Source organism: Ureibacillus suwonensis, from assembly GCF_042655065.1.
Classification (GTDB): Bacteria; Bacillota; Bacilli; order Bacillales_A; family Planococcaceae; genus Ureibacillus; species Ureibacillus suwonensis.
Genome location: NZ_JBHSNQ010000109.1, coordinates 1 through 837 on the forward strand (window position 1 = coordinate 1; position 837 = coordinate 837).

An 837-nucleotide genomic window follows, 5' to 3' on the forward strand; every position below is an offset into this window, starting at 1 on the left:
TACTCGAACAAGTCATCGAAAAAGTAGGCAAACCAACTGCAGTAGCCGTAGATGCCGGATACAAAACCCCAGCGAATGCGAAAAGTCTATTGGATAAAGAGATTCGTCCAGTCATGCCATATACAAGACCAAGAACAAAAGACGGTTTCTTTAAAAAGTATGAGTATGTATACGATGAACATTATGATTGTTATATCTGCCCAAACAACCAAATTCTTGAATACCGAACAACAACAAGAGAAGGATATCGACAGTACGCTTCTAATCCGGAAATATGTAAAACGTGCCCGTTCTTAGAAAAGTGTACCCAAAATAAAGATCATATCAAATTCATTCATCGCCACATTTGGGAACATTATGTGGAAGAAGCGGATCATTTAAGGCATACAGAGATCAATAAAAACATATATGAGAAGCGCAAAGAAACGATTGAACGAGTCTTTGCCGATGGAAAAGAGAAGCATGGCATGCGATGGACAACCCTTCGGGGACTGGGAAAATTGTCCATGCAAGCGATGCTTACTTTTGCTGCCATGAACTTAAAGAAAATGGCAAACTGGACATGGAAAAGACCATGTCCAGCCTAAATAAGAGAAGAATCTTAGAAAATGATGAGCAAAAAAAGACAAATCCCAACTCAAATGAAGCATTTGAGTTGGGGTTTGTCGACAGTCTGAAATGAGCTGTTGACACAACAGCTCATTTGTTTTAAAGTTGTATTTTATCGCATTTGTTTTATCACATTCAAGATATAAATATGTAGAATGGCTCGATCGACCTTTTCGTACTTCCGATATGATTCGAATGCATGAAAATGCATTTGAATACTTTGGAGGA

Annotated in this window: 1 protein-coding gene; it reads left to right on the top strand. The window is 38.2% G+C overall.

The window, feature by feature from the left end:
- On the top strand, positions 1–587 hold a 587-nt coding region (locus ACFPOH_RS10905; RefSeq protein WP_390309650.1), incomplete at its 5' end, for a transposase.
- Between the last annotated feature and the right edge of the window lie 250 nt (positions 588–837).